General features: G+C 65.2%; 26 protein-coding genes and 2 tRNA genes. 19 read left to right on the forward strand and 9 right to left on the reverse strand.

Annotated elements, in window-relative coordinates; all coding sequences use genetic code 11:
- Positions 1 to 105: 105 nt before the first annotated feature.
- The 15 genes from Hrr1229_RS12905 (at position 106) to Hrr1229_RS12975 (ending at position 13,654) form a co-directional block, all read left to right on the forward strand.
- Positions 106 to 297, forward strand: coding sequence for a hypothetical protein (locus Hrr1229_RS12905; RefSeq protein WP_148041740.1), 192 nt, complete (start codon positions 106 to 108; stop codon positions 295 to 297).
- Entirely contained in the window at positions 294 to 1,736 is a 1,443-nt protein-coding gene (locus Hrr1229_RS12910) for a hypothetical protein (RefSeq protein WP_123112515.1), read from the forward strand. Before Hrr1229_RS12905 ends, Hrr1229_RS12910 begins: the two co-directional genes overlap by 4 nt.
- A gap of 1 nt (position 1,737) precedes the next feature.
- Positions 1,738 to 2,229 (forward strand): hypothetical protein, encoded by a 492-nt coding sequence (locus tag Hrr1229_RS12915; protein WP_123112514.1) that lies wholly within the window; start codon positions 1,738 to 1,740, stop codon positions 2,227 to 2,229.
- Between the two features lie 115 nt (positions 2,230 to 2,344).
- Positions 2,345 to 2,818, forward strand: coding sequence for a hypothetical protein (locus Hrr1229_RS12920; RefSeq protein WP_123112513.1), 474 nt, complete (start codon positions 2,345 to 2,347; stop codon positions 2,816 to 2,818).
- The gene (locus Hrr1229_RS12925; protein ID WP_255212506.1) at positions 2,818 to 3,393 is read left to right on the forward strand and encodes a hypothetical protein; all 576 of its coding nucleotides are present in this window, start codon (positions 2,818 to 2,820) and stop codon (positions 3,391 to 3,393) included. The genes Hrr1229_RS12920 and Hrr1229_RS12925 overlap by 1 nt, the downstream gene beginning before the upstream one ends.
- Positions 3,390 to 3,671 carry a hypothetical protein gene (locus Hrr1229_RS12930; protein WP_123112512.1) on the forward strand — a complete coding sequence of 94 codons (282 nt, stop codon included), beginning with the start codon at positions 3,390 to 3,392 and terminating at the stop codon, positions 3,669 to 3,671. Before Hrr1229_RS12925 ends, Hrr1229_RS12930 begins: the two co-directional genes overlap by 4 nt.
- A 61-nt stretch (positions 3,672 to 3,732) precedes the next feature.
- The gene (locus Hrr1229_RS12935) at positions 3,733 to 4,086 is read left to right on the forward strand and encodes a hypothetical protein (RefSeq protein ID WP_123112511.1); all 354 of its coding nucleotides are present in this window, start codon (positions 3,733 to 3,735) and stop codon (positions 4,084 to 4,086) included.
- Positions 4,086 to 4,316: a hypothetical protein gene (locus tag Hrr1229_RS12940; protein WP_123112510.1), complete on the forward strand. Its 231-nt coding sequence runs from the start codon at positions 4,086 to 4,088 to the stop codon at positions 4,314 to 4,316. The genes Hrr1229_RS12935 and Hrr1229_RS12940 overlap by 1 nt, the downstream gene beginning before the upstream one ends.
- Positions 4,313 to 4,720: a zinc ribbon domain-containing protein gene (locus tag Hrr1229_RS18225; RefSeq protein ID WP_255212507.1), complete on the forward strand. Its 408-nt coding sequence runs from the start codon at positions 4,313 to 4,315 to the stop codon at positions 4,718 to 4,720. Before Hrr1229_RS12940 ends, Hrr1229_RS18225 begins: the two co-directional genes overlap by 4 nt.
- Complete coding sequence (locus tag Hrr1229_RS12950; RefSeq protein ID WP_123112509.1) at positions 4,717 to 6,576, forward strand: hypothetical protein; 1,860 nt, start codon at positions 4,717 to 4,719, stop codon at positions 6,574 to 6,576. The genes Hrr1229_RS18225 and Hrr1229_RS12950 overlap by 4 nt, the downstream gene beginning before the upstream one ends.
- A gap of 37 nt (positions 6,577 to 6,613) precedes the next feature.
- Positions 6,614 to 7,330, forward strand: coding sequence for a hypothetical protein (locus Hrr1229_RS12955; RefSeq protein ID WP_255212508.1), 717 nt, complete (start codon positions 6,614 to 6,616; stop codon positions 7,328 to 7,330).
- Entirely contained in the window at positions 7,327 to 8,697 is a 1,371-nt protein-coding gene (locus tag Hrr1229_RS12960) for a hypothetical protein (protein ID WP_123112507.1), read from the forward strand. Before Hrr1229_RS12955 ends, Hrr1229_RS12960 begins: the two co-directional genes overlap by 4 nt.
- 193 nt (positions 8,698 to 8,890) lie before the next feature.
- Positions 8,891 to 12,778, forward strand: a complete 3,888-nt coding sequence (locus Hrr1229_RS12965; protein WP_123112506.1) for a hypothetical protein — start codon at positions 8,891 to 8,893, stop codon at positions 12,776 to 12,778.
- Complete coding sequence (locus Hrr1229_RS12970; RefSeq protein ID WP_123112505.1) at positions 12,778 to 13,086, forward strand: hypothetical protein; 309 nt, start codon at positions 12,778 to 12,780, stop codon at positions 13,084 to 13,086. Before Hrr1229_RS12965 ends, Hrr1229_RS12970 begins: the two co-directional genes overlap by 1 nt.
- A gap of 178 nt (positions 13,087 to 13,264) precedes the next feature.
- Positions 13,265 to 13,654, forward strand: a complete 390-nt coding sequence (locus tag Hrr1229_RS12975; protein ID WP_123112504.1) for a RidA family protein — start codon at positions 13,265 to 13,267, stop codon at positions 13,652 to 13,654.
- A gap of 443 nt (positions 13,655 to 14,097) precedes the next feature.
- Here Hrr1229_RS12975 and Hrr1229_RS12980 read toward each other — a convergent pair whose 3' ends face one another.
- The 9 genes from Hrr1229_RS12980 to Hrr1229_RS13020 all read right to left on the reverse strand — a co-directional run bounded on the left by Hrr1229_RS12980 (position 14,098) and on the right by Hrr1229_RS13020 (position 20,764).
- Positions 14,098 to 15,990, reverse strand: a complete 1,893-nt coding sequence (locus Hrr1229_RS12980; protein WP_123112503.1) for a hypothetical protein — start codon at positions 15,988 to 15,990, stop codon at positions 14,098 to 14,100.
- Positions 15,987 to 16,379, reverse strand: a complete 393-nt coding sequence (locus Hrr1229_RS12985; protein WP_123112502.1) for a hypothetical protein — start codon at positions 16,377 to 16,379, stop codon at positions 15,987 to 15,989. The genes Hrr1229_RS12980 and Hrr1229_RS12985 overlap by 4 nt, the downstream gene beginning before the upstream one ends.
- Positions 16,376 to 16,657, reverse strand: coding sequence for a hypothetical protein (locus tag Hrr1229_RS12990; RefSeq protein ID WP_148041739.1), 282 nt, complete (start codon positions 16,655 to 16,657; stop codon positions 16,376 to 16,378). Before Hrr1229_RS12990 ends, Hrr1229_RS12985 begins: the two co-directional genes overlap by 4 nt.
- Positions 16,654 to 17,208, reverse strand: coding sequence for a hypothetical protein (locus tag Hrr1229_RS12995; protein WP_176329413.1), 555 nt, complete (start codon positions 17,206 to 17,208; stop codon positions 16,654 to 16,656). The genes Hrr1229_RS12990 and Hrr1229_RS12995 overlap by 4 nt, the downstream gene beginning before the upstream one ends.
- Positions 17,209 to 17,545: 337 nt before the next feature.
- A tRNA-Pro gene (locus Hrr1229_RS13000) sits at positions 17,546 to 17,616 on the reverse strand.
- Between the two features lie 158 nt (positions 17,617 to 17,774).
- Positions 17,775 to 18,752, reverse strand: coding sequence for an RNA-guided pseudouridylation complex pseudouridine synthase subunit Cbf5 (locus Hrr1229_RS13005; protein WP_123112500.1), 978 nt, complete (start codon positions 18,750 to 18,752; stop codon positions 17,775 to 17,777).
- A gap of 25 nt (positions 18,753 to 18,777) precedes the next feature.
- Positions 18,778 to 19,356, reverse strand: a complete 579-nt coding sequence (gene cmk / locus Hrr1229_RS13010; RefSeq protein ID WP_123112499.1) for a (d)CMP kinase — start codon at positions 19,354 to 19,356, stop codon at positions 18,778 to 18,780.
- A gap of 48 nt (positions 19,357 to 19,404) precedes the next feature.
- On the reverse strand, positions 19,405 to 19,734 hold the full coding sequence (locus Hrr1229_RS13015) for a hypothetical protein (RefSeq protein ID WP_123112498.1): 330 nt from the start codon (positions 19,732 to 19,734) through the stop codon (positions 19,405 to 19,407).
- Positions 19,724 to 20,764 carry a zinc-binding dehydrogenase gene (locus Hrr1229_RS13020; RefSeq protein ID WP_123112497.1) on the reverse strand — a complete coding sequence of 347 codons (1,041 nt, stop codon included), beginning with the start codon at positions 20,762 to 20,764 and terminating at the stop codon, positions 19,724 to 19,726. Before Hrr1229_RS13020 ends, Hrr1229_RS13015 begins: the two co-directional genes overlap by 11 nt.
- Before the next feature lie 246 nt (positions 20,765 to 21,010).
- Between Hrr1229_RS13020 and Hrr1229_RS13025 the strand changes: the two genes are divergently transcribed.
- From Hrr1229_RS13025 to Hrr1229_RS13040, 4 genes are all read left to right on the forward strand, one after another.
- Positions 21,011 to 21,096 (forward strand) — tRNA-Ser (locus Hrr1229_RS13025).
- A gap of 57 nt (positions 21,097 to 21,153) precedes the next feature.
- Positions 21,154 to 21,675 (forward strand): 30S ribosomal protein S13, encoded by a 522-nt coding sequence (locus tag Hrr1229_RS13030; protein WP_123112496.1) that lies wholly within the window; start codon positions 21,154 to 21,156, stop codon positions 21,673 to 21,675.
- On the forward strand, positions 21,672 to 22,199 hold the full coding sequence (locus tag Hrr1229_RS13035) for a 30S ribosomal protein S4 (RefSeq protein WP_092564730.1): 528 nt from the start codon (positions 21,672 to 21,674) through the stop codon (positions 22,197 to 22,199). The genes Hrr1229_RS13030 and Hrr1229_RS13035 overlap by 4 nt, the downstream gene beginning before the upstream one ends.
- 6 nt (positions 22,200 to 22,205) lie before the next feature.
- Positions 22,206 to 22,595, forward strand: coding sequence for a 30S ribosomal protein S11 (locus tag Hrr1229_RS13040; protein ID WP_004046448.1), 390 nt, complete (start codon positions 22,206 to 22,208; stop codon positions 22,593 to 22,595).

The raw sequence follows: 22,595 nt of genomic DNA on the forward strand, positions 1-22,595 counted from the left end.
TTTGAGCCGAGGTTTCAACGGAGGGGGACAGGTCGCCCGTCTATCGGCCGGAATCGGCCGATAGACAGAGATGATGGATCGAAACGAAAGACTCCGAGGTAATCGGTGACCGTGAGCGACGGCCCTCGCGGGGTGGCTGTCAGCGACCGATTCGCCGAGTACCTCGAACGATTTCGCGAGCGTTACCCGCTCGACGTTGAGTTGGCAGAAAAGTACGGGCTGCCCACCGGAAACGGGCATTTTCGCAGACAGATGACACAGATCCACAGTAACGACGGCTACGGAGGTACGGTATGAATATCAAGAAGACGGCCTTTTCGGCGCTGATCGCGGTCCTCGTGATCTCGTCGATGGTGGCGACGCCAGCGATGGCGGCCGGCGGGCTTGCGTGGGGCGCCGACTCAAAGGCGCCCAACCCCGCGATCTCAGCCGATGTCACCGTCGACGAGTGGGACGGTGCCGAGTTCGACAACGCGCTGCAGTACTACGACGACTCTGGCGAGGCCGCGCAACTGCCGGCCTCGCTGAACGAGTCGACTGACAACCCGATCACCGTCACCGCGACGGACATCGACTTCGACCAGCGCGACGAGTTCCCCCGTAACGACGATGAGTCCGGGGATAACTCAGCGTCCGCGCTTGACTCGAGCGAGTGGACCGTCAGCGGCGCCACAGTCAGCGACACGACCACTGCGCCGAGCACGGACGCGCTGAACTACGCCGGGACCGCCAGCTCGGACTCGGCGACGTACGGCAACTTCTCGAACGACGACGCGGAGAAGGGCTACATCACGATCGCCGCGGACGTGACGAGCGCGTCAGGCACGCCGACGCTGCAGGTCAACGACTCTGACGGCGACTACGTCGAGGTGGAGCTGTACAACAGCTCGGCCGACGAGGACGCCGATGCGGTCCTCGCCAACTCGACCGGCGAGGGGCAGGTGCTGCAGGTCCAGATGGGCGACCTCACGGTCCAGGGCTCCGGTGACGGCACCCTCGACTCCGCGGAGGAAGTCCAGATCAACGGTGACATCGACGCCGACTTCTCAGTGATCGACACGGAGCGCACGCGAGAGCTCCAGTTCGGTGAGCGCCTCGAGGACACTGACGACGATGACGAGCTTGAGACCGTCACCGTGACGCAGCCGAACGGTGCGTACTCGGTCGCTAACATGGATGGCTTCGACGAGGTCATGGCGGACGCCACGTTCTACGGCGTCACCGTCGACGCGGTGTTCCAGGCCTCCGACCTGCAGGATGACGCCGACGTGAGCGCGTCCTTCTCGCAGGACAACGACTACCCGAACTGGGATCAGGTCGCGAACATCGACTACAAGATCGAGCTGCCGACGGCATTCGACCTCTCGTACGCGAACACGGAGCTCGTCGACGATCCGACGCTGCCCGACGAGCGCTACCAGACGGTCGAAGTCGCCGAAGACGTCGGTGACACCGAGTTCGAGGACATCGACTCGTACAGCGACGTGACCGACTCGTACGGATCGAGCGAGGTCACGCTCGACAGCACGGTCAGCTCTGGTACCGAGTACGCGATCTCGTACAAGCTGACGCTGACGAACGGTGAGGTCGACGCCATGCAGATGACGGCCGGCGGCGGTGCCGGCCCGATGGCCTCCGGCGGTGGTGGCCCGATCGACTTCCTCACCAGCCTTCCAGGCATCATCTTCGGCGGCGTCGTGAGCTTCCTCGGACTGAAACGGTTCGGGGTGGTGTGAGATGTCGGCGTCCGACGAGCTCCCCGCCGGTGAGGATCCGTCGCCGAACAGTGTCCTCACGGGCACGATCGGCTTCCTCAACGCGGGCGGAGATCTCGGGACGCTGCTCCAGGGCGCGATCTTCGGCACGCTCGTGTCGGTCTCGCAGGGCGGTATCAACCTAGTCCAGTCGGCGTTCAACCTTGTGGTGACGCCGATCGATCTGCTCGTCGACGCGGCCGGCAGCTTCGTTCAGGCCGTGTTTATCGAGCCACTCGGGATTGTCGAGACCGGAGCGGAGACGTCGGCCGGCGCGATCGCGGGACAGTTCGGGGTCTTCGGCTTCATCGTCGCGATCGCGGTACTGCTCGGTGGCTTCTACGTCATCCAGCAGTACCTCGAGGATCGCGACACGTCGGACATCATCCCGATTCCTGGCGTGCCGGACGCGCCGGCTATCGGGCCGATCGACCCGGGAGTCACCGAGGAAGGCGAAGACGAGGCCGACGAGTAATGTCCGCCCCATCGCGCTCCAGTGACGTTTCGCGGTGGTGGAGAGCGGTGGCTACCAACACTGGCAGGCTGGCAGACGCGGCCTTCAGCGCTGTCACTACTTGTGAGGTGTTGCCATGAGCAGCGGCGGACTTGACGGCGGTGATGGCGAGAGCTACACCGGCGATCCAGAGGAGTACGACGGCTACGAAACCGACGATGCACTGCTGTCGAACATCGACCTCGGCCAGTTCTTGACCGGGTCGAGCACGCTCGACGGCGTGGACTTCCGAGCTGCTGACGGCATCAACGCCGTCCGGGTCGCACAGGCGGCGGTTGGAGCGGTCGCGTTCGCCCTGCTGTGGGGTGTGAACTCGCTGATCGCCGCAGTCACCGGAGCGTACGCTCGCATCATCGACGCTGTGGCGAGTTTCAGCGGCGGACTTATCCAGTCGACGCTCGGCGTCGGTATCTCCGCGGTTGAGGGCGTCTGGTCGTTCACGCTGACCGAGTTCGGCCTGTTCGCCTACCCGATTTCGTTGCTGGTCGTGCTCGCGACGTTCTACGTCGCCGACGAGGGAATCACCACCGCGCGGGAGGTGTTGTTCTGATGGCGGACGAAGAAGGATCGTCTGGGTTCTACGGCGACGCGCCCGCAGCAGGAGAGGACGGAACCTCAACGGACAGCATCGATGGCGGCGGTGGTGACCGCATCATCGACTCCGTCACCGGTTCCATCAGCAGCTGGGGCGATCTGACGCTTCCTGACACGCTCCAGAGCTTCCTGTCGAACCCGCAGGGGTTCATCGTCGGCGCGGTCGCGACCGCGATTTTAGAACAGGTGTTCGGGATCGTCACGACACTCATAAACCTCGTCTTCCGGGTGTTCGGCGGCTCTGCACCGGGACGACTGAATGCCCCGGGCGAGACGCTCGGTCTGATCGACGTCCCGGTCTACGTCGCCGACCTGCTCGTCGACGTGGGCACCGACACCGGGAACGCGATTCTGATCGCGATCGAGAGCATGAACGATCCGGTGTTCGCGCTGGCGAGTAACGCGGGACCGGCAACGCCGGTGATCATCACCGCGATCGTCGTCGGCGAGGTCATCGTCGTGCTCTGGATACTCCAGCGGTTGGTGTTCGTCCTCGCCGACCTGCTGCAACTTGGAGGGCTGACCGAATGACCATCAAACAGACACTGAAATCCCCGGTAGCGAAGGTTTCGGCAGGTCTCGGCGCGATCACCGCGATCGCACAGCCCGAGATCCTCTTCGCCGTCGGTGACGCGCTGATCGCGTCGGGACCGCAGATCTTCTCGGCGCTCACCGTCAGCGCGCTCACCCTACCACGGTTCCTGCCGCCCGATTCGACGGTCGACTGGATCCTCGTGGCAGCGGCGGCGCTGTTCGTGCTGTACCTTGCCCGGGAGATCAACGAGAACTTCGAGAGAGAAGGACTATGACACACGATAACGCGGACGAATCGGTGTCGAATCGTGCGGGAACTAGCGGGGGTGCCAGCTGATGGCGGCCGGAGTGACGCTCGGGCTCGGTTTGGTAGCCCTCGGTGCGATCGTCTACTTTGTCGGGGTCGACTCGACGAAGGCGGCGGCCACGAAGGCGGGCGGTACGGTCCGGAACAACGTCAACCGCAGCGTCGCGGTTGGTGCCGGCGGTGCGCTCGCCGGGCTGCAGTTCGGCGACCAGCTGGTGAACGCCATCCTTGCCGAGCCGGGCTTCGCGATGACAGCCGTCGCCGGAATCGCGGGCGCGCTCGGTATCGAGGGGCTCCTCGGGGACGTCTCGGGGCTTCAGTTCCTCCTCATCGGGCTGATCGCATTCGTCACCATCTACGCGGTGGTCGGAGGTGACGACTGATGTCGACGAGTGACCTCATTCCGCTGGAGCGACCAAGCCTCGGGAACGTCGCGATCGCCGTCGCGCTCGGACTCATAGGGTTCTACATCAGCGCGACAACGTTCGCGAGCGGTCCGTCGACAGTACTTGAGGCCGGCCTTGCTGTCGCAGGGTTCGGCGTCTTCGCACTCTGGACGTGGGTCGCATACCTCGAGGCGGCGATCGTCGACCGAGCAGAGGGAAAGCGATGAAGCTGAGCACGCGTCGCACGATCCGAGGTTGGTTGCTTGACCTCCCGGACAAGACGCTGCTCGCAGCGCTGTTCGCAGCCGGAGCAGTCTCAGTGCTGGGCATCGTGACAGAGACGGATTCGGTGTTCCTCGGTGGGGTGATCGCCGTCCTCGGCGTGATCTACGTCAACGCCGAGGTCCCCTACGATACGTGTCCGAACTGCCGTTCGAAGGTGAACGCACTCGGAGAGCGGTACTGTCCGACCTGCGGCGCTCGACTCGACGAACTCGAAGCGGCGCCGCCGATCGACGAGCGCGTCGACGAGCGATTCCGCCCGCTCAACCTCGAGGAAATCGAGCGTTCGCCAGAGCTGGAAGCCATCGCCGACGGCGGCGAGTTCGGTGACGAGGAGGTTGACCGATGAACCGCGGCGCCGCGGTCGCCGCGGTCAGTCTCGCTGTCCTCCTCGTCGCGACGATGGCGACGCCCGCACTGGCGGCCGTGGCGCCTCCCGGCGACACGAGCCCACAAACAAACGGCTCGGAGGTCTCCTCGGCAGGGCCGTTCGATATCGACCAGCTGCGGAACGGCGGAACGCAGCCGACGGCGGCGCCACCGAGCGTCCGCTACGTCGGTGACACGGAGATCGACGGCGCGATCGCCGTCCGGTACCGGCCGGCCGACCCGCTGTCGAACGAGCCGATCTACTTGGAGGGCGGACAGACCCTCAACACAGACCAGATCGAGCTGTACTCGACGGTGTTCGGCGACTCGACCGGCGAGTACGACCTCGTTATCGTCTACTGGCAGCCGGAGAGCCGGCAGACCGAGAATGGCTCGGCGGTCGACGTTGCGGCGAACCAAGAGGTACAGCGGGTGACCGTCACCGTCGAAGACGGCTACGCGTCGGCGCCGGTCGAGCTCAACAGTCACTACGACAGCAACGTCCAGGCGACGATGTGGCTCGAGCAGGACGGGCAAGCCGTCGACGGCGCACGCTGGCGGTTCGAGCACGCGTCGGCGCCGGCGAGCCAACAGGTCCAGATCGAGACGCAGGCCGACGCGTGGTGGTACTCGTTTCGAACCGCGATTCTGCCGGGGATCGCATCGATCATCATCGGGCTCTCCGGTGCGAAGGCGACGCTCAGACTCGCCGGGAGAGGGCCGGGGTACAGCCTCACGTCGTGGGGAATCTTCTCGGCGCTCCTTGTCACTGGCGTGCTCGGTGGCCTGTACTACGAGATTGCGACAGTGGTCGCTCACCTCGATGTGCTGATGGGACTCGCGCTGCTCCCGATCGCCTACGGCGGCGGGCTGCGGATGAGCCCGCCGACCGAGCGGATCGCGTTCGTCCGCAAGGAACTCACCGACGCTGTCAGCCTGCGGCGGGGTGAGACCGACAAGGAGCCCGACGCACTCGCCGACGGCGGCGAAGCAAACTCAACCGTGACCGATTCCGTGGAGATCGGTGAGGACGGCTACTTTGACGAACTCTACGAGCAGCTGGTAATTAAGACGACGATCCGAGCGCCCGACGGTGGGCGGATGGTCCCGAAGAAGGGGATCCGGCCGTTCTTCGCGCGGCTGTTCGCCAAGGCCGCTCGGCTTGATCTCTCCCAGCTGCGGACGCGTGTCCGCGTCGAGGGTGACGCCACGCAGAAGGTCTACGTCGACCCGGACGAGGACAGCGCCGTCGAGCACCGGCCTGCACGGCTCCGGCGGCGGATGCCGGTGTGGCACCGGCTTCCGGAGCCGGTGGATGGCGAGGCGCTCTCACCCATCACGCGCGGCCTTTACGGCCTGCTCACTGTTGGTGCGATCGCGCTCCCCGCCATCGGATGGAAGGCCGGAGAAATGGCCGCGAACGTGCCGACAGTCGGTGCTGCCGTCGGTCTCGTGCTGCTCGCGGTGGAAAGCTACGAGGCCGTCGGCGGGTCGATCGACTTTGAGCCGGCGCCAAGACACGACGTCACGGCGGACGCCTCGCTCACCGTGATGCAAAGCGAGCATGCGGACGCAAAGCTCCTCGAGGACTACGAAGAGATCGCGTGGAGCGAGCGGATCAAGACGGCGCTGGAAGCCCGGGAGATCGACTCGCGGCGCGACAGGTCGATGATTCAGACGTTCCTCGAAGACGAGATCGGCGTCTCACTCTCGGCGCTCGGTCTCGAGGACAACGCCGGGACCGACGTCGACGATGAGAGCGAGTTCTCGTTTGATGAGAGCGAGATTAAAGCGCGCGACAGCGGTCCGCGTCGAGCGGAGGGAGACGATGACTGAATCTACCCGCGCCCGCACGACGCGGCCGGCACTCGACGTGCTCGACCGTGATCAGGACCGACTCCTTTATGACGGGGACGCACGCCGGGAACCGCCGATACAGCCGTTGACCGATGGGTTTGATGATGTGTTCTACGCGCTTTCGTGGTATCAGGCGGCCGGGATCCGAACGCTCGGAAACGTCGAGAAGGTTATAGAGCCCTCGGACATGATGCCGATGTCGGGGCTCCTCGAGAAGCTTCTCACGGTCAACGACGGCCGAGAGTCGGAGTACGTCCGCCGGCGGCTCGTCGAGCAACTCGACAGCGCGTGCGACCTCGCATACCGGCAGTTCCGCCCGCGAGCTAGCGAGCGCGTTGAGACTGACGAGGGGGAGACATGGAGCGATGTCGACCCGGATGTGGAGTCGAACCCGCTGATGCGGCCGGCGTTCCGACAGCTCGACCAGGGGCAGGCTGCGGCGCTGATCGACCTCTGGACCGGGTTCAAGGACCGAGAAGCGCTCGGCCGGTGGGTTCGAAACCTGTCGACGCCGACGAACGGCGAAAAGCCCGACGGCCTCCTCGACGAGATCGTGGGGAACCCGCCGCTGTTGGACGCACTGCTCGAGCAGGATGCAGAGACGGCGAAGGTGACGCGGTATCGCTTCGGTATCGCTGTCGTGATGCCGTCGTTCCTCGCGGCCGCGCGAACGCTGAACGGTGGCGAACGGACGGATAGCAGCGGTGCAACACACGGTGCGTGGAAATCATGAGTCAGTCATTCAGTAGTCAAAACAAGGAGCAGAACCAGAAACAGGAAGTCCTCGACCAGCTGCACAAGGACTTCGAGTCGTGGGACAAGTCGCGGCAGGCTGTCTACCACGCGACCGAGAAGTCGTGGGGGCGGCTGCAGAACTACCACAACGACGGCGAACGCATCTACAAGGACTTCTCCGATACGAACGGGAACAGCATGAAGCCCTTCTTCAAGAAGCTCGAGTCGCTCACGCGAACGGCTCGCTTGGAGGGCAAAGAGAACTCGCACCCGGTGTATCGCTACCCGAGTGCGTACCTCGACGCGATCATCCACGTCGACGACGCGGAGTTGTGGGCGCTCGAGGAGGGCCGGACTGACGACGATATCATCGCTGACCAGCAGCGGACGCGTCGGAAGGTCCTCGAGTGGCTCGCGAGAGAGGAGAACAGCCACGTCCTCAAGGCGATGGGCGACGGCGGCACCGACATCTGGGCGCACTCGAAGCCCGGCGGCGGGAAGACGTCGTTCGCGAACGTGATCGGTGGGATTCGGATGCCTGAGATCAACAACGAGACGCTGCTCTGGATGCTCACGCTCGACGAGCTCGAGTGTCTCCCGCTCGCGCCCTACATGACCGTCGCGGTCCCGGAGGGCGTCGAGTACGAGGTTCACACCAAACCCCGGAACCCGACGCTCCCGACGACCGAGATCGAGCTGACCGATGTGTTTCGAGACACGATCGAGTACCGAACACCCCGGGACCTGATGACGAAGATCGTCCCAGGCGGGCTCTACGCCGTGCTGCCAGACCCGTTGTTCCGCGGCTGCGAGAAGCAGACGACAGCGACGTACACACCGGCACGAGAGGCCGACGAGCCGGCCGAGGTGACGCCGCTCCGCGACGTTAATTTCGCGTTCATGGACACGAGGGCAAAAGACGACGAGTTCCTCCACTCGACGACGATGGTCCACGACGAGTTCTCGGACCTCGTGCCGCTGAACCCGGAGGCAGACGAGAACGACCAGAACCGGAAGGTGAAGGGCTACCCGGTCTCGCAGGGAAAGGGCCGGAAGAAGAACCTCTCGACGATGACGCTGTCACACAGTGTCGCTCGAGTTGACGAGGGCGTCCGCGAGAAGACGCGATGGTTCGTCACGATGCCAAAAACCCCGCCGCCGAGTGCGTCGCTGTCCGGGATCGGCAACGTTCCGATAGACAAACACTACATCAACCGCTTCGCCGACCGGACAGGGCGGGCGGTCATCTGGCGTGACCAGAACTACACACCGATCGAGTGGCCGAACCCGTACCGGAACTACGAGTTCCGCGGCGAGATCTCGGTGAGCTACCCGCGCCGAGAGGAGGCCCTCCATGCGATGTAGAAAGCGAGAGCGGGGCGATTCCCGGCGTTTCAGCCGCCGAGTCGGTGAATTTCGGCCTCAAAACAAACTTATCCTCCCGAGATCGGCCGGTACGAGTCCGGTCGCGGCCGCGCACAGACTCACCCACACGCGCGCGATACTAAGCGAACGGGAGGGGGACCGGTGAGCTATGACTGATAACAACGATAATTCAGTGACTGACAACGACATCGACGAGGAGGGTGAACAGAGTCTCAGAGCGCGCGCCAAAGCGTACCTGCTCGGGGCGTACGCGTACGTCGCTGGCGCGATCGCACAGTCGGTTGAAGAGATCGCGCCGCAGCTGCGTGGCCTCTCGCTGCCCGGCGTCTCATCGCGAGCGGCGAAGTCGCTCTTACTCGCCGGTGTGCTGATTACCGCTGCGGTCGCGATGCCGGCCGACCCGTTCAGCGGCGGTGAGACGACGGTCGAGACGCAGGATCCGGTCCAAGGCGAGACGTACGAGGCGACAGAGCAGGCGCCGAGCTTCGACGGCGCGACGATGAACCAGCTGCCGAGTACGTTCACGGATGCGGCCGCTGACGCCCCAGAGCCGCCCGACAAGGTGCGCGCCTCTGCGGGCTCGCAGACGATGAACGTGCAGACGAGCGTGGTCGACGGCGAGCCCGCGATCGTGCTCGAGGACGACCGTACGCACGACGGCCGCTGGGTCTCGATCGATACCATGTGGTTCGAGGAGCACCTCGGCGAAGTGCCGAACGCGGCGTTCATCACCCACGAGAGCGGTAACGAGTACGCGGCGCCGCTGCAGGTGCGTGGCGACTCGGCCGCGTTCTACGTCCGCGAGTTCTCGACGAACACCGTCACCTTCGACGGCGAGGTTCGGCTCTCCGGCTCGCAGGCCGGCGACGGCAGCCAGTTCCAGTACGACCTCGCCAATACGACTGGCATCAACGACCCGTCGCTTAATTTGACGGGCGTGGAGAACACGGCGCCCGCCTCGTCGAGTATCTCCGCAACGGACAGCGACACGCTCGGGATCGACATCGGCGGAACCACGTCGCCGCGAGACGAGACGGTCACGCTCACGGGCGTTGAGGAGACCTCGTCGGGGTCGCTCTCGCCGGGCACCGTCTCAGACAGCTACTCGACGACGGTCGACGTGGGTGGAAACCAACCGGCTCGAAATGCGGAGCTTACGCTCACAGGGATCGAGGAGACCTCGTCGGGCTCGCTCTCGCCGGGCACCGTCTCAGACGGCTACTCGACGACGGTCGACGTGGGTGGAAACCAACCGGCAAGAGACGCGAGCGTGACGTTTACCGGCGATAAGACGGTCAACTCCGTCTCGGATAGTGGATCCGTCGCTGACGGTGGCGTCTCGCTCTCAGTCGGCGGAAATGCACAACCTGAAAATGCTCAGTTTAGTTATGACAATTATCCCGGATCAACGTCAACGACGAAAACCGTCGGTACAGAGACATCAACGGTCGATTATGAATACCGGGACGTGTATAATCAACAAACCGATATCGCTTACAACCACATAGATTCACTCACATTCACATACACAAATTACAAATCTTCGGACAAGGGCCCAACAGTTTACGGAAGCGGTGACGTGAAAGTTTGGGTCGACGGAAATCTCGAATATGACGGTGGAATCAACTTAGGTAGTAGTAAGACGGTTGATCTGGGGATCGACACATCAACCTCCTCTCCGAATATTCGGATCGCGGTTCAGACATTCAGTTACGACGAGCCGCATTACCTCGTCGTCGACGACCTCACAGTCGACTCCGGATCCCCGTCGCTCACGGTGAGTGACGACTCCGGATCCACGACGCTGAGTGAGGGCGACTCGACGAGCCTCGACATATCACAGTCGACGACCTCGATCGGGACGTCGACAACCGCGGGGCAGAGCGTCGACTATTCGCTCTCATACGACGAAGTGACACAAACACAGGATCCGAGTGTATCGATCGGCGGCGCGTCAGCGTCGGTTAGCGGTATGATGTCGGACGGCGAGACGGTCACAAAGTCGCTTTCGCTCTCGCCGGGATCCTCGCAATCGGTCGCTGTTTCGACAAGCGGCGACGTCGGGGTTGATGCCTCATGGACGGAGGTGACGGCGACGGAGGATCCGTCGGTGACAATCGGCAGTTCGACCGTGTCGCACACGGGTGTGCTCGGAGCGGGTGAGACGGTCACGGAGTCGGTCTCGCTCTCGACAGGGTCGCAGTCAGTCGACGCGTCAGTTAGCGGGCCAGTGGATCTCGCCGGCTCATGGACGGAGGTGACGGCGACGGAGGATCCGTCGGTGACGGTCGGCGGCTCGACCGTCTCTCACACGGGCGTGCTCGGGCCCGGAGAGACGGTCACGGAGTCGGTCTCGCTCTCGACCGGGTCACAGTCGGCGGACGTCTCGGTGAACGGCCCGGTCGACGTGGCGGCCTCGTGGACCGAAGTCACGGAGACCCGCGATCCCGTCGTGGAAGTGAACGGTGAAACCACCGGCATCGCTGGCACCCTCTCCGATGGTGAAACCGCCTCGCTCGACACGAGTTCAGCATGGCTCCAAGAAGGAACGAACACCGTAACAATCTCAACCGACTCACCGGCATCCGGCCCCGCGAGTCTCGTCGGGTTCGAGTACAGCCACGGCGCTGAGACGACCGTCGACGCGACCGTCGACGAGACGACGTGGAGCCAGTCGACGAACGTCACGAAGACGTGGGCCGGCGAGCGCGCGAATGCGACCGCCACGATCCCGATGAACGACCGCGTCGTCAGTATCCGCGACGTAAAAATGCGGACGAACGGCACCACGTGGCAGACCGTCGCCGAAAGCGAGTATACGCTCAACGGCACGGACCTCACGATGCAGCTCGGCGATATCTCCGAGGGCACCACCACTGAGATCAGGGCCACCGGAAGCAAGGTGCGTGTCTCCGACGGCGCGATCACCGTACTCGAGCCGTCGACGAGCTCTGCGACGCTGAACACGCGCATCCAGATCAACGACGCCGGGCCGGACTTCGCACTCTCGGTCGACGAAACCACGTTCGCGAACCGCGTCCACTACGCCGAGAACGCGACGTGGGGTGCGGCGAACGGCTCGACCACAATCTCGGCGAGCGGCGAGCAGACGTTTACGCTCCCGGACGCGACCACCGGCGCGGAAGCGACTGTGCGGACGTGGCCGGTCGAGGTCGCGCCCACGACCGGGACCGTGACTGTGCCCGAGCTTGAGGGCGACCGCACGGAACCGGGTATCGCCGTGCGTGGTGACGGCAACAGCGAGGTCGACTACACGTTCGTCGACGCGAAGGATGCGACGCCGTACATCCTCTACTCGACGACGAACAGCATCGTCCGCGACGAGGGGCTCGCCTCCTCGCCGATCACGCTGACCGATGACAACTCCGACGAGACGCTCGTCTTCCAGGTCGACGACGGGAGCGCGAGCGGCTCGGGCTCGGGTTCGGGCCCGACCGGGAGCATCGGTGGCGGCGCTGGCCCGATGGACGCCGCGAGCGGCGGATTCACCGCGCTGCAGGCACTCGTCCCCGACGGGTCGACGCTGCTGCTCGTCGCGACGCTGCTCGGTGGCCTCTTCGTCGTGGGCCGCCGCAGCGGCGTTATCACTCCCGAGCGACAGCAGGCCGCGACGAGCGCCGCCGGCTCCGCGCTCGGCACCGTCAACTCGCTCGTTGAGCGCGCCCTGGACAACGAGATCGTCGTCGGGGCGCTGATCCTCGGCGGCGGCGCGTTCGTGCTCGGCACCGACTTCCTCCCCGAGCAGACGCGACTGATCGTCGGCCTGGCTGCCGCGCCCGTCGCGATGTATCTCGCGCTCCAGCAGTTCGGCCGGTTTGACTTCCGGATCTGGGCCGGGAGCACCGCCGTCATCGCGTTGCTCGGGCTGAACGTGCTCGCGCCCGGCTTCTTCCAAACGATCGCCGAGGAAGCCGGTATCATCATCGTTATCGGGGCAATCTACCTCGGCTACCGTGCGATCAGCGCGTACCGTGAAGACGCCAGCACGCCCGACGAGGTGACGCGACTCGAGATCGACGCCGAGGAGCGTGATGACTGATGTGGGGGTTCCTCGGGAATCACCTCTCGACGTCGCTCGTCGTCGGCATCGGCGCGATCGTCGTGCTGCTCCGGTTCCGACGGTGGAAAGCCGTCGGGGCGGCCGCCGCCGGGATCTTCTCGTCAGCGGCCAGCATCGCCGTCGCTGTCGTCGTGTCGATGTTCGCGCTCGTCGCGCTCGGCTACTGGGAGCCGCCGGTCGGCCAGATCGTCAGCGACGCGCTCGGCGCCGGGCGAGCTACGTACGACCTCGTCGGTGAGTGGGTGCTCGAACAGACTGTCGAACGTCTCGAGGACGTGGCCGCGTAGCGCGGCTCTCAGACTGGCGGCCTTTTTTCGGCGCGTGCTGCGGCGCCAAGAGCACGACGGGAAAATTGGCTCTGTTGAATCCCTGTTCTTCAGAGACATTATCGACTGAAACAGCCGGTCGCTGAAGAGTGCGTATCACCGACCGAACTTCTTTCAATAACGGCTATGAGCCTGAACTATGGAACGAAAACGCATATCGTCCGGAACCGAATGGGAGTCGAAAGTCGGGTACTCTCGGGCCGTTCAAACGGGCTCTCAAATACACGTTTCTGGAACGACAGCGACTAGCGATGATGGTGATATAGTCGGCAAAGACGACGCATACAAACAGACAAAAAAAGCACTCCAGAATATTGAAAACGCCCTTCGAGAGACTGATGGGTCACTTGAGGACGTGGTCAGAACTCGAATGTTCGTCACCGATATAAATGAGTGGGAGGCAATTGGCGAGGCCCATGGTGAAGTGTTTCGTGACGTTCGCCCAGCCACCAGCATGATAGAGGTGAACCGCCTCATCGATCCGGAGTTACTCGTTGAGATTGAGGCGGTTGCGATTGTCCCAGAGTAAGTCCTTTCCCTGTACTGAGCGATTGATGTTGAGAAACTGTCAGCTTCTGAGGATTTCAACAGAGCCGGAAAATTGAGTTCTAGACCACTCTGGGGAGAGTGGAGGCGCCACAGCGGGATCGGTATCAAAAAAACCCGCCACCCGAACCCGGCCCACCAGCCGGGACGGATCGCGCTGGGAACCCCTGTTTCGAGTGCTTCAACTGGAGGTATGCTGTGCAGGTGCTGAGTATTTTCCCCCGAAGGGGGTGCCCTTAGGCACACTCCCTAAGGGGTCCGTCCCACCCCGTGGGATCGCACCCTGATCCACTGCGGCGCTCGTGAGGGGATCGAGGCTGATCGAGACCGAGATCGACGCCGAAACCGGCCCAGATGGCACTCAAAACATCACTTTGGCGACAAGAAATAGGGCTCAGAGTAGTGTTGCCACTCAGCCGTCGGGCTCTAGCGGGGCGGCTTCGAGGAGAACAGCACGTCACCGTTCCGGTTGATCGGCCGCTGCTTTGTCCGACGGCCGCCCTCCTTCTCCGTCCAGGAGAACTCGCCGCTGATGAACTTCCGGTACGCCATCATGCCGGTGTTCTCCGCGGCGTCGACGCCGGCGCGGATGAGCTTCACGAGCTCGAGGCGCGAGAGCGGCTGGCCGCCGAGATCGACGACCATCCCATCGACGGACTCAGTGATCGAGACGCCGTGACGTCGCGCCCACCGGGCGAGCGCGGAGTCCTGGTCGATCATCGAAGCCTCCTCCGAGGCGAGCTGCCGGACACCGCCAACGACCCACTCGGTGACGTCCTCGAACGTGTTCAGCAGATCCTGGAACTTCTCGCGGATCACGCCGTCCTCGAACGACACTTTCGCGTTCGCGACCCGGATGAGATCGTCGAACTTGTCGGCTGCACGGTACACCGTCGACCGAGAGGTGTCGGACATCTCGGCGAGGCGCTCGACGTCGGCGCCGTCGCCGCCATCGGTCAGCGCCGCGAGCACGGACCGCTCGCCCTCGGATGCGTCTCCGCGCGCAAAGTGAGCGACTGCCTGCTGCTCCTCGCCCTCTTGGACGTTCGGCATCCGATTCCCGACGAGGTCGAGATCTCGCTCGCTCTCCGTGGCCTCGAAGTAGTGATCCGCGGTGTAGACGCGCGGGTCGGCCCGCGTCGGTAGGCCGGCCCACAGTAAGACGTTCACGAGCGACTCGTCGAGCTCGTGCCGCAGTGACTCGACATCAAACTCGTCTTCGTCGTCCCACGCCACTGATGACCGCTTCGAATACTCCTTCGACCACTGGAGCTCAAGCTTGGGATCTGAGAGTGGATCGTCCTCCGCTGACGTCTCCTCTGAACGCGCGAACTCGGGATGGTAGTACTTCGTCAGCTTCCCGACGCGATGCTCCTTGTCGGTGAGCTTCTTCCAGGTCGACTCGTCGAGCGCGACCGCGTTGCGGTGGCCGACGACCTTCTCGTTGTCCCACTTGTACTCGCCGCGTCCGCGGTTGTTCGAACCGAAGAGCGCGAGTTGATCGAGGACGGCGCCCTGGCCGGCGACGTGCTGCTCGCCGGCGCCGCGGTCCAGACGGAGGTACATCTCCATCTGGTAGGCGTTCGAGTACTCGTGAACGCACTCGTCGGCGAAGTAGTGCGAGTTGATGTTCAGCTCCTCGGCGAGGCGACGGATCAGCGGGATCACCTCGTCGGGCTCGAGGTTGCTGGAGTTGGCCTGGACGCGCAGCCCGTACGGCAGGTCCTCGGGCATCGAGTCGATCCGGTCTCCGTCGGCGGTTCGCGCGTCAGGAAGCGACGGGCGGAACTGGAGCGTTGCCTTCCGTTCACCGAGACCGTCCTGGGCTCGCACGCCGATCTGGTACTCGTTGAACGTCTCGTACGGGCGGCCGGGAGCCGCGATACCGCCGGACCAGTAGCGCGTCTTCTCCGAGTTGATCTCCCAGAGTTCGCCGTCGAAGACGAACGAGCCGATGTCGTCGGCGATCGTCGGCTCGTACTGCGAGACGATCGCGTCGTATGGCGACAGCGAGCCCGGATCTCCCTGCTCGCTCACGTCGGGCTGAGAGAACAGCAGGTGGGCACCGAAGGCGTGAACGCGCGGATCGACGCAGGGGATCGGACCATCGTCGTCGAACGTCTGGTACTCGGTCGCCTCCGGGCTGCTGGGATGCACTTGTCTGGACGCGTTGTCGGCGGCGTCGCGGAGCTCGCGCGCCTCGTCGGAGTCGACCTCGGCCTCGATCGTGTCCTCGTCGGCAGCGGTGACCGGCTCGGCCTCTCCGAGCAGCTCATCGAGGCCGCCCTGCGGACCGGGTTCGAGGTAGTCGTCGCTCACAGGTCGACCTCCTTCCGGGGGACGACGACGGGACGCTTCTCGCCGGCTGTGAACACCGCGACGAGCGGGACCCAAGACTCGGTGACGTCGAGCGCGGGCTCACCCGGATCGCGCTCGCTGGGATCGAACACATCGATAGAGGCGTGTTCCGGCGCGATCGCCAGGACGTACCGCCCGTCGCGAAAGCCGCGGACGGGGACGGCCTCCGAGCGGACGCGGTCGATATGGACACCAGCGATCCGACGCCGCGGGATCTTCGGTTGGCCGATCGAGTCGTCGATAATCTGCTTCGTGACAGGGTTCGCCGCAACCTTCCGACCATCAACCCACCGCGCGATCGGCCGACGGAGAACGGCCTGACCGAGTCCGTCTCCAAACTGATCGCTCACGCAGAACCACCTGCCCACTTACCGAGTGTGTGCTGGCTCTCGGGCTCCGGAACCGCGAACTGCATCTTATCGTCGGTGTCAATCTGGTGGACGTCGGCGAGATAATCAACACCCTCGTCATCCTGAAATACACCACCGTCAGTGATCGGGCAACTATTTCTGGTTACACAATTTATTATTATACGAAACTCTGTATATTCTCCGGGGATTCTGTCCCTAATAGTCAGAGGCAAAACTGCATCCCGGTCTTCCTCCCCCCTTCCGGGACCAGTTGTCATCGTCCACCTCCGTGGAGCGCGTCGCGAGCATCCGGTTCGAGCGCGTGGATCCCCTCGTGGCGACGGTACCAGGTCACGAACTTGCCGGCCGAGGAACGGTCGATTGCGACTGACTCTCGGGGTTCGAGTTCGCGATCCACGGTGACAAAGCGAACCGTTCCGTCCTCGTCGGGCTCGGCGCTGTCGAACAGCGCCCACCCGTCGACACCGAGCGCGACACGACGCATCTTCTCGCCGTCCACGGAGATCTCGCTCGGAACCTCGTCGAGCGTGAGGAACCGACTGCCGATCATGGCGTAGATGTCGGGGTCGTCAACTCCCTCCAAGGCGCGGAGGCGGTCCCAGATATCCGAATTGTTCTCACGGTACCGAGCGAGGTGGTAGTCGCAGTAGGCGACGTCGCCACCGATGTGCGGCCACGGAACACGGTACTCCTGAGGCCGGTCGCAGTGACCGCACTCGCAGAGTTCGTGTTCGTCGACAGCACCGACATCGGGCTCGAGGTTCGACAGCGTCCGCTTCTCGTGCGCGGAGCGCTCTTCAGTCGCCATCGAGCTCACCTCCGTCGGCGCGGAGAGTAGCTCCGACGCGCTGGCCACGGTTCCGGTTCGGGTAGTCGTCCGGATCGGGAAGTTCGATGTCGTTCCCGGCCGCGCTCCCGCGACTCACGCGGCGGAAGCAGTCGCAACCGAGGCAGCGGTGCGCGCGGTCGTCTTCGTCACCGAAAACCGACTGAAACCTTTCTGATACATGGCCGTTACAGTGGAGGCAGCGACCGCCGTAGTCGGAACCGCCGTGAAGACGGTTCATGGCGCACCCCCCGAACGCTGTTTTCGGACGTTAGACGGCCCTAAGACTGCTGATAATGAGAACCAGTCAGAATTTTTATGGGACCGCTGAGAGTCGAACTCAGGTCATACGGACCCCATCCGCATAGGATACCACTACCCCACGGTCCCTGTCTGCACGCGGAAAAATGGCGGTGCGGTAATTAAGGACTTCGTTTCACTCCTCGTCTGCGCGCGGGACCACGAGGTCGCCGTCGACGGCCTCGGTCATCCGGCGCTCGTCAAGCACGGCCCCCGCGAGGAACGTCTCGGACGTCACGAGGAGTCGTTTATAAAAGCACGCGTTCCAGCGAGACGACGACGCCCGACTCGGCGTCGGGGTCGCCGACGAGCCGGCCGAGACAGACCGCGACGCCGTCGGGGGTGTGGCAGGCGACGAGCGGCGGGTCGTCGCTCGCCGAAGCCGACTCCTCGACCGGGTCCGCCGCTCCGTCCACGCCGATGATCCCGGGCGCGTACACCGGCGCGCCGGTGGCGACGTTGCGCGCTGCCGAGGGGGCGACCGTGACCGACGGGAGGTGCACCAGCGCGTCCTCGGCCGGGCGGACGACCTCGCGGAGCAGCGACTCGTCGCCCTCGCGCGCCCACGCCAGCCCGTCGACGAGGTCTTGTAGGGCGTGGAGGTCGCCGTCGTCGAACGGGTCGGTGGCGGTCCGGCGGAGGTGCCCCATGTGGGCGCCCACTCCGGTCGCGAGGCCGATGTCGTGACACAGTTTCCGGACATACGTCCCCGACTCGCACCGGATCCGGAGGAGCGCCTGCCGGTCCGCGACCTCCAACACGTCGAGCTCGTGGATGGTTCGGGTTCTGAGTCGACGCGTCACGGCGCTCTTCCGGGGCGGCTTCTGGTAGATCTCCGCCTCGAACTCGCCGACGACCTCGCGGAAGTCGCCCGGGGGCGACCCGTGGAGCTCGAGGACGGCGACGTACTCCTTGCTCCCCTCCAGGAAGACCTGCGCCGCCCGCGTCGCGTCGCCGGTGAGCGTGGGCAGACAGCCGGTGACCTTCGGGTCGAGGGTGCCGGCGTGGGCGACGCCGTCGATCGGCTCGCCCTCGGGAGCGAGCGCGGCGAGGGCGTCGTTGATCGCGTCGCGAACCCACGCGGAGAGCTGGTGGGAGGAGGGGCCGGCGGGCTTGTCGACGTTGACGACGCCGAACCGGAGCAGCTCCGGGACCGAGCGCTCGCCGGGCGGGGCTCTGAGGGGGTCGTCCGCGGGGTCGGGGGCGTCGTCGGCTGTGTCCGTCATTCGTGGGTACCGTGTGATCGCTGACTCAGAAGTCGTAGCTGACGCCCTCGATCGGCGCCTTCCCCTCGTCGGCCGCGGGGTCGTACGCCTCGACGGTCGCGACGAGCACGTCGAGGAACCGGTCGGGGCTCCAGCGGGCGGTGTTGTACGCGGCGTCGTAGATGGAGAGGTCGTCGATGTCGATGCCGTAGAACTCGCCGTACCGCTTGCGCTCGGAGTCCTCGCGGCGCTTCGTCTCCGCTTCGGCGCGGTCGACGGGCTTCCCCTCTCGCTCGGCGATCCGCTCGGCGCGGACCGAGAGGGGGGCGTCGAACCAGAACCGGAAGTCCGCGTGGTCGGCCGCGAGCCACCCGGCGAGCCGCGACTCCAGGACCAGCTCGTCACGGGTCGTGGCGATCTCGCGGAGGCGGCGGTCGAGCTTGCGGTCGAACGTGGGGTCCTCCTCGGCGAACTCGTTGAACTCGACCGGGGACATGTCGCGTTCGGCCGCCATCTCGCGGAAGATGTCGCCGCCGGAGACGTGGTCCACGCCGAGCCGGTCGGCGAGCCCGGCGGCGTTCGTGCTCTTCCCGCTGCCCGGCGGGCCGGAGACGGTGATCAACATATCGCTACTCCGCGGGTGGCGTTCAAAACGGTTGTCGTTCGGCGCCGGCTACGAGGTCCGCGTCGCCGCGGTCATCGACCACACGGCGACGGCGCCGAGCAGGACGGCGGGGACGAGCGGCAGCGCGAGGTAGGTCGCGAAGAAGGGGAGCCCGAACCAGCCCGCGACGTACGGGTAGAGGTAGATGATCCCGGGGATGACGAGGACGCAGGTGAACAGCACCGCCGTCAGCGCCCACCCCTTCCGGCCGAAGCCGTCCGCCACCGGTTCCTCGCCGGTCGGGGTCTCTCCGGTCGGGGCCTCGCCGCCGCTCTCGCCTTCCGGAACGTGGACGTAGCCGCCGTCCGCGCCCCCGTCCGCGTCGGTCTCAGAGCTCACTGTCCGGTTTTACCACTACCTTGCCAAAGCCCTCACGGTTCTCGATCATCTCGTGGGCGCGCGCGGCCTCGCTCATCGGGAGTGTCTCGCGGACGCGCGGCTCGAAGGTGCCGTCCCAGACGAGCTCTAAGACGTCGTCGACCTCGCCGGGCGTCGCCATCGTCGAGCCGATGACCGACAGCTGGTTCCAGAAGATGCGGTTGAGTTCCGCGTCGGGGTTCGGTCCCGTCGTCGCCCCGCAGGTGACCAGCCGGCCGCCCTTCGCCATCGACTTCAGGGAGTTCGGATACGTCGCCTCGCCGACGTGATCGACGACGATGTCGACGCCGCGGCGGCCGGTGAGCTCGGCGATCTCCTCGGCGAAGTCGTTCGCCTCGTAGTCGATGACGTGGTCGGCGCCGCACTCCTCGGCGTGCGAGAGCTTTGCCTCGGTGGAGGCGGTCGCGAACACCTCACAGCCCGCGTGGTCGGCGATCTGGACGGCCGCGTGACCGACGCCCCCGGAGGCGCCGAGCACGAGCACCTTCTCGCCGGCCTCGATGTCCGCGCGGGTCTGGAGCATCCGCCACGCGGTCTGGAAGACGAGCGAGGCGGAGCCGGCGACCTCCCAGTCGACGCCCGAGGGGACCGGGACGAGGTTCTCCGCGGGGACGGCCGCGAGCTCGGAGTGGACGCCGCGGACGTGCTCGCCGATGATGTGGAACGAGGGGCACAGCGACTCCTCGCCGTGGCGGCAGAACTCGCACTCGCCGCAGGAGACCCCCGCGCTCACGGCGACGCGGTCGCCGGGCTCGAACCGCGTCACGCCCTCGCCGACCGCCTCGACGACGCCGGCCGCGTCGCTGCCGGGGACGTGCGGCATCTCTAGGTCGACGCCCGGCAGCCCGCGGCGTGTCCAGATGTCGAGGTGATTCAGCGCGCCCGCTTTGACGTCCACGAGGACCTCGCCGCGGTCGGGCTCGGGGTCCGGGAACTCGCCGTACTCGATCACGTCGCGGTCGCCATGAGAATCGAACTGGACTGCCTTCATGAATCGGACCACCCGCGGCATCCACTAAACAGTACGCCAAACGGAATCCCTCGCGACGCGGGGGTCCCGCGGCCCGGCGGCTTCGGCGGATTCCGGTTCACCAGTGTCAACCTCTCACACCCGTGCGAACGGGGCACACTCGCTCCGCCCTTCCGTGATGTTTAAGTAGCGAAAGCGGGACCGTACTGATGCACGAACTGCAGGGGCACCGGGTCCCGAGTCCACGAGGGCGATGATACGACGCGAGTTGCGGTAGCCAAGCCTGGCCCAAGGCGCAGGGTTGCTAACTCTGTGGCGTCACTGCCTCCGGGGTTCGAATCCCCGCCGCAACGCTCGAACGGACCGAGCACCGCCGGATTCGCGCCGGTAGGGCTCACCACAACCAACACATGAGCACGGAAGAACCACAGGACGACTCGCCGGAGGAGGAGGAAGACCTCCAGTACTTCGTCCGGATCGGGGGCGCTGACCTCGACGGGACGAAGACGGTCGAGCGAAGCCTGTCCGAACTCGACGGCATCGGCACGCGCACGGCGCGGCTGGTCGCCGAGAAGGCCGACGTGGACCGCAACGCCACGTTCGGGCTCCTCGACGAGGGTGACATCGACGCGGTGGTCGACATCGCCGAGAACCTCGAAGACCACGTCCCGTCGTGGATGACGAACAGACAGAACGACTTCTACTCCGGAGAGACGACGCACCTCGTCGGCACCGACGTCAACGAGAAGCGCCGCCACGACATCAACCGGATGAAGGTCATCGAATCGTACAAAGGCGTTCGCCACAAGCGCGGCCAGAAGGTACGCGGCCAGCGCACGAAGTCCACGGGCCGGTCCGAGGGCACCATCGGCGTCAACGTCGAGGAGATCCGCGAGGAGATGGCCGAGGAAGCGGAGGCTGACGACGAATGAGCACCGGCAAGAACACGAAGGGCTACGAGACGCCGAATCACCCGTACCAGGGCGAGCGCATCGCCGAGGAGTCCGACCTCCTCTCGCGGTACGGTCTGAAGAACAAAGAGGAGTTCTGGCGCGCCCAGTCCGAGCTGCGCAGCATGCGACGCGAGGCGCGTCGCCTGCTCGGCGAGGCCCAGGGCGACGTCGACGCCGCCCAGGAGGCCGGCGCGGAGTTCGTCGCACGGCTCCGCCGCATCGGCATCCTCGGCGACAACGACGACATCTCCGCGGTCCTCTCGCTGGACGTGACCGACCTGCTCGAGCGCCGTCTCCAGACGGTCGCCTACAGACAGGGGTTCGCGTCCTCGACCCAGCAGGCCCGCCAGTTCATCGTTCACGGCCACATCACCGTCGACGGCGCGCGCGTCACGCGCCCCTCGGTGAAGGTCGACGTGGACGACGAGGGCGCCATCGCCTTCGACGAGACGAGCCCGCTCGCGGACGATCTCCACCCCGAGCGCGCGGAGTCACAGGAGTAACCAACCATGAGTGAATCCGAGGACGGAAAGTGGGGCATCGCCCACGTGTACGCGTCGTTCAACAACACGCTCATCACGGTCACCGACGAGACGGGCGCCGAGACGATTGCCAAGTCGTCCGGCGGCACCGTGGTGAAGCAGAACCGCGACGAGGCGTCGCCGTACGCCGCCATGCAGATGGCGGAGGTCGTCGCCGAGCGCGTCAAGGACGCCGGCCTGGAGGGCGTGCACGTTCGCGTGCGCGGCCCCGGCGGGAACCTCAACAAGTCCACCGGTCCCGGTGCACAGGCGACGATTCGCGCGCTCTCGCGTGCGGGCGTCGAGATCGGGCGCATCGAGGACGTCACGCCGATCCCGCACGACGGGACGAAGGCGCCCAAGAACAAGCGAGTCTGA

The sequence above is a fragment of the Halorubrum sp. CBA1229 genome, assembly GCF_003721435.2.
Taxonomy (GTDB): Archaea; Halobacteriota; Halobacteria; order Halobacteriales; family Haloferacaceae; genus Halorubrum.